Origin of the sequence: Nostoc sp. 106C (genome assembly GCF_002154725.1) — a bacterium.
Lineage (GTDB): Bacteria > Cyanobacteriota > Cyanobacteriia > Cyanobacteriales > Nostocaceae > Aulosira.
The window spans coordinates 1-6,945 of the sequence record NZ_MTAW01000146.1; the positions used below are offsets into that span (position 1 = coordinate 1).

At 41.1% G+C, this 6,945-nt stretch carries 7 protein-coding genes; 2 read left to right on the forward strand and 5 right to left on the reverse strand.

Annotation, left to right across the window (positions count from 1 at the left end; genetic code table 11):
* Positions 1-162: 162 nt before the first annotated feature.
* The 4 genes from BV375_RS22770 to BV375_RS22785 form a co-directional block, all read right to left on the reverse strand.
* A complete protein-coding gene (locus BV375_RS22770; protein WP_086686886.1) occupies positions 163-501 on the reverse strand; it encodes a P-II family nitrogen regulator in 339 nt (112 codons plus the stop codon).
* A 336-nt stretch (positions 502-837) separates the two neighbouring features.
* The gene (locus BV375_RS22775; RefSeq protein WP_086764567.1) at positions 838-1,452 is read right to left on the reverse strand and encodes a hypothetical protein; all 615 of its coding nucleotides are present in this window, start codon (positions 1,450-1,452) and stop codon (positions 838-840) included.
* Positions 1,453-1,676: 224 nt separating this feature from the next.
* Positions 1,677-2,498: a bifunctional hydroxymethylpyrimidine kinase/phosphomethylpyrimidine kinase gene (gene thiD, locus BV375_RS22780; protein WP_086764569.1), complete on the reverse strand. Its 822-nt coding sequence runs from the start codon at positions 2,496-2,498 to the stop codon at positions 1,677-1,679.
* 119 nt (positions 2,499-2,617) lie between these two features.
* A complete protein-coding gene (locus BV375_RS22785) occupies positions 2,618-3,055 on the reverse strand; it encodes a hypothetical protein (protein WP_086764572.1) in 438 nt (145 codons plus the stop codon).
* 117 nt (positions 3,056-3,172) lie between these two features.
* On the opposite strand from BV375_RS22785, the gene BV375_RS22790 reads away from it, so the two are divergent.
* Entirely contained in the window at positions 3,173-5,026 is a 1,854-nt protein-coding gene (locus tag BV375_RS22790; RefSeq protein ID WP_086764574.1) for a S8 family peptidase, read from the forward strand.
* Between the two features lie 97 nt (positions 5,027-5,123).
* Positions 5,124-5,357 carry a hypothetical protein gene (locus BV375_RS22795; RefSeq protein ID WP_086686881.1) on the forward strand — a complete coding sequence of 78 codons (234 nt, stop codon included), beginning with the start codon at positions 5,124-5,126 and terminating at the stop codon, positions 5,355-5,357.
* Here the strand turns inward: BV375_RS22795 and BV375_RS22800 are convergent.
* Positions 5,344-5,667 (reverse strand): thioredoxin family protein, encoded by a 324-nt coding sequence (locus tag BV375_RS22800; protein ID WP_086764576.1) that lies wholly within the window; start codon positions 5,665-5,667, stop codon positions 5,344-5,346. The two genes, BV375_RS22795 and BV375_RS22800, sit on opposite strands and share 14 nt — an antisense overlap.
* Between the last annotated feature and the right edge of the window lie 1,278 nt (positions 5,668-6,945).

Here is a 6,945-nt window from a genome sequence, read left to right on the forward strand (position 1 = left end):
TCTATGCCCTATCCCTTATGCAGCAACCTTTATAGGTAGGTTGTCACCCTCTGAGCTTCAAAACTCTCTATAGAGGCATTTAGCGTCTGGTAGACACCCAAAACTTTACTCTATAAACTCTTTTCTCTTACCACTCAGTACTCACAACTCAGCCCTTAAGTTTTAAACTGCTTCTGTATTCTTTTCTCCCGTACGAATCCGAACAACTTGCTCAACAGGCGAGATGAAGATTTTACCATCACCAATTTCACCAGTGCGGGCAGCAGCAATAATTTTGTCTACCACCATATCAACTTGGTTGTCGTCAACAACAATTTCTACTTTGAGTTTTTGCAGAAACTCGACGGTGTACTCAGAACCCCGATAGCGTTCTGTTTGACCTTTTTGTCTGCCAAAGCCTCTCACTTCAGAAACTGTCATGCCGACAATACCAGCATTGACCAAGGCAATTTTTACTTCATCAAGCTTAAATGGGCGGATAATTGCTTCTACTTTTTTCATTTATTGGACTCCTTGCTTCTACTAGCTTCGTTTATCTATCTAACCAGATCCCTTGTCTGACGCTTTAACTAGTAGAACTATTTTAAAAACATCTGTAATAATTTACGACTTTAGATGACCTGTGGGAACAGCTGTGAAATTAGCAGCGCCAAGTGTTACTCATTCAATAGTCTGTGAGATTCTGACATCAGAAAACCGCCATCCATTAAGTATAGAAATATGTATGTTTTATAAATAAAAAATAGGTAAATTCCCTGATTCAGTACTTCTTTGGGATTTTGAGAGGGAAATTGTCCGAGAATCTTCAAATTACAGCCGCAACACAAAGAGTTTTGACTAGCGACTTTGATGTTCAAACAGGGGACGCACAACTAAATACCCAGCACTAAAAGCAGCCAGCATAATTAACAAAATGGTAATCACTAACCACCAGCCGCTGACTTCTTTAGGCTCTGGTTCAGTAGAACCATAATATCTCACTTCCTGCTCTTCTATGAAAACTGGGTGCGGTATCGGGGACATCATTTCCATTGCAGGGACAGAGACTGGTGAATGGCGGCTTTTACTGTGTGGAACTTCAGAGACAGCAGGTGGACGCGGACGTGAAACTTGTTGACGTGGACGTACTGTTGCGGCGGTTGGTTGGGCGGCAGTTTTCTTCTCAGTGGATGTACGGGGTGGGTCGCTAGGCATAGTAGGTGGCTGTGCTGAAAAATCCACTAACTTTTGCAATCGTAAACAAGACTGAATGAGTTTAGTCATTTCTTGGCGTAGCAGTTGATTTTCTTGGGTTAGTTGCTGATTTTTAGCTGTGAGTGCATCTAACTTTGCTTGTGCTGTTTGTAACTCAGCTCCTAATTCCCGATAGACAGACAGTGGTACAGATGGGGGATAGGCTGGAGCCGTTGGTGTAGGCGGATGGTTGTAAATGGGATTTGTGCTTGCTTGCATAGGTGGCTTGGTATGAAAAATTAAAGTAATTTATTGTTTTAGAGATAGTAACAGAGATAATCAATCTTGAAACTATGCCCAAGAATAATAGAAAAATGCTGACAGAGCAAAGACTTTTTATTTACATTATGAAATAAGTACATATAACCAATCTCAAACTGCATTGCCATTTGAATATAGCTTCAGCGATTGAGCGATTCGATGAAGGCGAGTTCCAGCCTAGGTTAATTTCGCAGCAGAGGGAAGAAGTGTCCCACAGGACCTTGTCCTTTACCAATATCGAGGGCGTAAGTAAGTGCAGTTGTAACATAGTCCTTGGCCTGCTGCACTGCTGTTAATAGGTCTTTTTTCTGAGCCAGATTAGCTGCGATCGCAGCTGATAAAGTACAACCAGTACCGTGAGTATTTTTTGTCTCTACTAGCTTGGTTGTCAAAGTTTCTAACTTTTGCCCATCAAACCAGATATCAACACCGCGCAAATTTCCCTGCATACCTCCACCTTTAACTAAAACAGCTTTAGCCCCTAATTTTTGATGAATAATTTGGGCTGCTGCTCGCATATCATCAAGGGAATTAATCGATAATCCACTCATAATTTGAGCTTCATAGCGGTTTGGCGTCACAATAGTTGCCAAGGGGATTAACGCATGGCACAGAGTCTGTACTGCGTCATCATCAATCAATTGTGCTCCTGTTCGTGACACCATTACTGGATCGACTACTAAGTTAGCGATTTTCCAAGCCTTTACTTGCTGAGCAACAGCCAAGATAATTTCTTGGTTGAGCAACATTCCTGTTTTCGCAGCTTGTATTCCAATATCCTCAACTACTGCCTGAATTTGCGCCACCACAGCCTCAGTTGGTATCGCATCTACTCGCGTTACTCCCAAAGTATTTTGCGCCGTGATGCAGGTGATAGCACTAGTTCCATGAACACAGTGAAAGGCAAAGGTACGTAAATCAGTTTGAATGCCCGCACCACCACCACTATCCGAGCCAGCAATGGTTAATGCAACAGGTGTCCTTGAGTTTGTAACAGCGTTCATCTAAATTAATCTTTTGGCTAAGCTGACTGTTAACACTTATCACAATCACCAGCCATCTTGAGATATTTAAAATATCTTGGCAACCCCCAGTACCTTAATTCCTATTTTTCAGAGAGCAACTAGGAATCATGGCTCTTTGAGTGCACATTTTTTAATGCTTCCTGTAAATACTTACCCCATTCAACTGCTAAAGGAATCTCTGTAAAAGGAACACGGACTGAGTTAGCAGATTCGGGAAAGATAAATTGTAATTCAATCTTACGCCCTTTCTCTGGTGCTTCACTTAATTCTACTAATCCGTCATCTACTAAAAGATTTATTTTTTGAACCTCAAATAAAGAAAAGGTTTCAAGTTTGATCGGTCCTTTTGGCGTGGGTTTTCCCCAAGTTATATTGTTGCCTTTTTGACCTAACACTGCATAAATATCATATTTAGCGCGTTCAAATTGCTCTGCCCAAGCGCGGTAAGCCTCAACTTTTTGATACTCCTTTGAGCCTTGCCAAGCCAACCAGAAAAACATGACTAACAGAGGCAACCATAAAAGACCATGTTCCATAGTTTCAACAGTCCTGAGTGCTGATACAAAGTTTTAACTAAAGTGCAAAATACACCAACAAGGGACAGAGATAAGTTATGGTAGTGAGCAACTGGCAAAAAGCGGTGATGAGTTTATATGAGAAGGCTTATATTATTTTGCTTGTTTGTCATTGGGTTAGGGGCTGCTGTGTTTGGTTTCCTAAATTTTCAGGGACTGGCAGCCAAAGGTGAGTTTGAGACGATTCTGCTTGATTTTCGGGAAGATATACCCAAAGAGGTAGTAGAAAAAGATTTGCAAGTGATCGCTCAACAATATCAAGTTACACCCCAATTGGATAATAAATTTTCGGCGAAAGATAATGTGTATATTATCAAAGGCGATCGCCAACGGCTGAAAGAACTGCAAAAATCGCAATTCAAGTCAGCTACAGAATTTATCGAGCCAAATTATATTTACAAAAAGATTCCCCAACCAGGTGAAGTTGCTTTTTTGGGAGAATTTTTAAAACCCAACGCAGATGAAGAGGAAGTTACCCCTTCATTAACTGGCCCCAACGACCAGTATTACAGCAAGCAGTGGAACTTCCACAACATCAACATTGAAGGCGCGTGGAGTCAAACTAAAGGCAGTGGCATTACGGTTGCTGTCATCGACACTGGTATTACTCGCGTCCGGGACTTGTATGAGACGAAATTTGTCAAAGGCTACGATTTCGTTAACGATCGGGAAGAAGCCACGGATGATAACGGGCATGGCACCCATGTTGCAGGTACTATAGCTCAAGCTACCAATAACAAATATGGTGTAGCTGGCATTGCCTATGAAGCCAATCTCATGCCATTGAAAGTCCTAAATGATTATGGTGGTGGGACTGTTGCCGATATTGCCGAAGCTATTAAATTTGCTGCCGATAAAGGCGCAGATGTAATTAATATGAGCTTGGGTGGTGGCGGTGAAAGTCAGTTAATGAAGGAAGCCATTAACTATGCCCACAATAAAGGTGTTGTGATTGTGGCAGCAGCTGGTAATGAGAATGCTAATGGGGCCAGCTATCCAGCTCGTTATCCTCATGTCATCGGCGTTTCGGCATTTGGCCCCGATGGAGAAAAAGCTCCTTACTCTAACTTTGGTGCTGGGGTAGATATCTCCGCCCCTGGTGGTAGTGATGCTGGTAAGATTCTGCAAGAGACAATCAACGAAAAGGGTGAAGGAGTGTTTCTTGGCTTCCAAGGTACAAGTATGGCATCTCCCCACGTTGCTGGTGTCGCTGCACTCATCAAAGCTAAAGGCGTTACAGATCCCGATGAAGTTTTGCAAGTCCTCAAACAATCTTCACGAGTTATCCAAGACGATGGTTTGAATTACTATGGTGCTGGGCAACTCAATGCCGAAGCAGCAGTGAAACTTGCCACTGAAGGTCAAATTAGTTTCTCTGACTTCTTCCGTTGGTTAAGAGATAACGGCTATCTCAACCCTGGATTTTGGATTGATGGCGGTGCTGTAGCCCTATTACCCAAGATTTTGATGGTAGTAGGTTCATATCTACTAGCTTGGTTTTTACGAGTTTACTTTCCCTTTACTTGGAGTTGGTCTTTATCCAGTGGTTTAATTGCTGGTAGTTCTGGACTATTCTTCCTCAAGGGATTCTATATTTTCGACCTTCCTCAGTGGCCTTTCCGGCTTTTGGGCAGTTCCATTCCTGAATTAGGGAACACTCTCCAAGGAACCAATGCTTTAAATCCTTTATTTGCCAGCGTGCTCATTCCTATTGTTCTGGTTGCATTGCTGCTGGGACATCCTAGCGGCAAATGGTTTGCAATTGGTTCAACCCTTGGTGTAGCTGCGTGTTTAACAGTGAGTGCAGTTTACGATCCTACAGTTTGGGGATTGGGCAGCAGTTACTTGGCACGTGTCTTCCTGATAGCTAATGCCCTACTCTGTTATGGATTAGCTCGTTTAGCGTTGAAAAATGAAAGACAAGTAGCTTAAGTTAAGAGGGGAAGCAGGGAGATACAGGTGAACAATTATTACTGCTCCTCATCTCCCTCATTCCTTTAAAAATCAGCACTTAACACTCAGAAATAATATGAGCACTACAGTTACAGGCACTATCCAACACCGTGATATTGGTACTGGTGCATGGGCATTAGTTACCGATGATGGTGTTACTTATGAAATACCTAGAAGTGTAGACAAAAAACTACTCAAAGAAGGGCAAAAAGCAAAAGTTACAGGACAGGTGCGTGAAGATGTTATGACTACTGCCATGATTGGCCCTGTCCTGGAAGTAAAATCTTTTGAGGTAGTCAGTTCTGACTAGCTGTGGAATTTAAAACTTCTTGTAAACGACTTCTAAACTCTCCTTTGGGATGACCTCCTTTGACCTCACCTATAATCTGAAAGTCTCCTTCGGGAGAATCACAGATAATGTAAGTAGGCCATCCCATCTCTGATTTATCAGGATATTGGGTTAACAAGATTTTGCGATACTTGCGGTAAGTAGCTGTATCCTGCATTTTGACATCAATAAATTGCAAACTCAGTTCTTCAGCCACTTTTTTGTCATAAAAAGACATTTTGTGGCAAATGCCGCATTCTTCTGAGGAGAACTTAATTACCGCTAAATTCATCTGACCTGCGACTCTCTGGATATAGGCAAACTATTCTAGTATAAAACATTCAAGATCAGCATATTGCTGAAGCATATAGAAAAGTAGCAACATAAAAGTTGCGAGACTCGAGAAGTTGTGTAAAACTGAGAAGACATTTATCCACCAATGTTAAATAAGGAACATGCCTAGCAAAGCAACGTCTTACTAGACTAAAAGCTCCTTCCAACTGGTAGATAAAGCTATGTTGTGGTAATTCCCCAAGAAAAACTATAGAAAAATTATTAAAATTTTTGGCAAATATACAATGGAATAACTATCGCATGAGCCTTCTAGCCTATAAAAGGGTAAAACTTAGTCAGGGAAAGGCTATCGAGAGCTAAGAAAAACAATGATAAGATAGAGTTAATTAAAATTGAGTTTGGTTAAGTGATCGCTGATCTGCAATATCAAAAACTAATTTTGTAGGACAGTAGCATTGATGTTAATAACACATTTGTTGTGTTATAATATTTTCCTCAGCATCTAATCAGTGGGTAGCTAAATCAAAAGTATCTCCTCAGAAAAAATCCCTACTAAGTACTAGGCTACTAAATCGACTAAGGGAGTTAGTTATCAGGGTCTCTACCAATTTATTTTTTCCATGTTAAGTACAATCTTCAGGATAAATTTATCTAAAAGGATATTGTTGTTTTTGTAAGAATTAAAAAACCTAGTCGGTTTGAGCCAACTAGGGGAGTTAGTTATCAGGGTGCATCTACCATTTAACTGTTCTCGCAGAAATTGAGCCGATCCGGATAAAATTGTCACACAAGAGGTGGTTAGCAGTTAAACAGAAAAAATCTTTAATGTTGGTAGCCATCCCGGGGAGTGCATTATCAGGGTGTATCTACTAATTTTTGTATTCTCAATGCTTACACTGCAATCCAGCTAAAATTTATTACATAAATGTAGCTAGTGGTTAACCAAAAAAACCCTAGTGGTGTCAGCCAACTAGGGGAGTAGATTGTTAAGGTACACTTATTACTTAACTATGCTTAGGGTAATCACTAGAATCTGGATAAAATTAGGACGCAGGGAGTAGCCAGCATTAACCAGAAAAAACCCCTAGTGGTGGCAGCCAACTAGGGGAGTTAGTTATCAGGGTGCATCTACTACTTAACTATTCTCAGTGCAACTACTATAATCCGGATAAAATTCTCATCGACGTGTGTTAGTGGTAACAATAAAAAATCCCCCAGTCGGTTTGAGCCAACTAGGGGAGTTAGTTATCAGGGTGCATCTACCATTTAACTGTTC

Coding starts and splice junctions, on each gene's coding strand:
- BV375_RS22785 (WP_086764572.1), bottom strand. CDS start 3,055: ATGGAACATGGTCTTTTATGGTTGCCTCTGTTAGTCATGTTTTTCTGG.
- thiD (WP_086764569.1), bottom strand. CDS start 2,498: ATGAACGCTGTTACAAACTCAAGGACACCTGTTGCATTAACCATTGCT.
- BV375_RS22800 (WP_086764576.1), bottom strand. CDS start 5,667: ATGAATTTAGCGGTAATTAAGTTCTCCTCAGAAGAATGCGGCATTTGC.
- BV375_RS22795 (WP_086686881.1), top strand. CDS start 5,124: ATGAGCACTACAGTTACAGGCACTATCCAACACCGTGATATTGGTACT.
- BV375_RS22775 (WP_086764567.1), bottom strand. CDS start 1,452: ATGCAAGCAAGCACAAATCCCATTTACAACCATCCGCCTACACCAACG.
- BV375_RS22770 (WP_086686886.1), bottom strand. CDS start 501: ATGAAAAAAGTAGAAGCAATTATCCGCCCATTTAAGCTTGATGAAGTA.
- BV375_RS22790 (WP_086764574.1), top strand. CDS start 3,173: ATGAGAAGGCTTATATTATTTTGCTTGTTTGTCATTGGGTTAGGGGCT.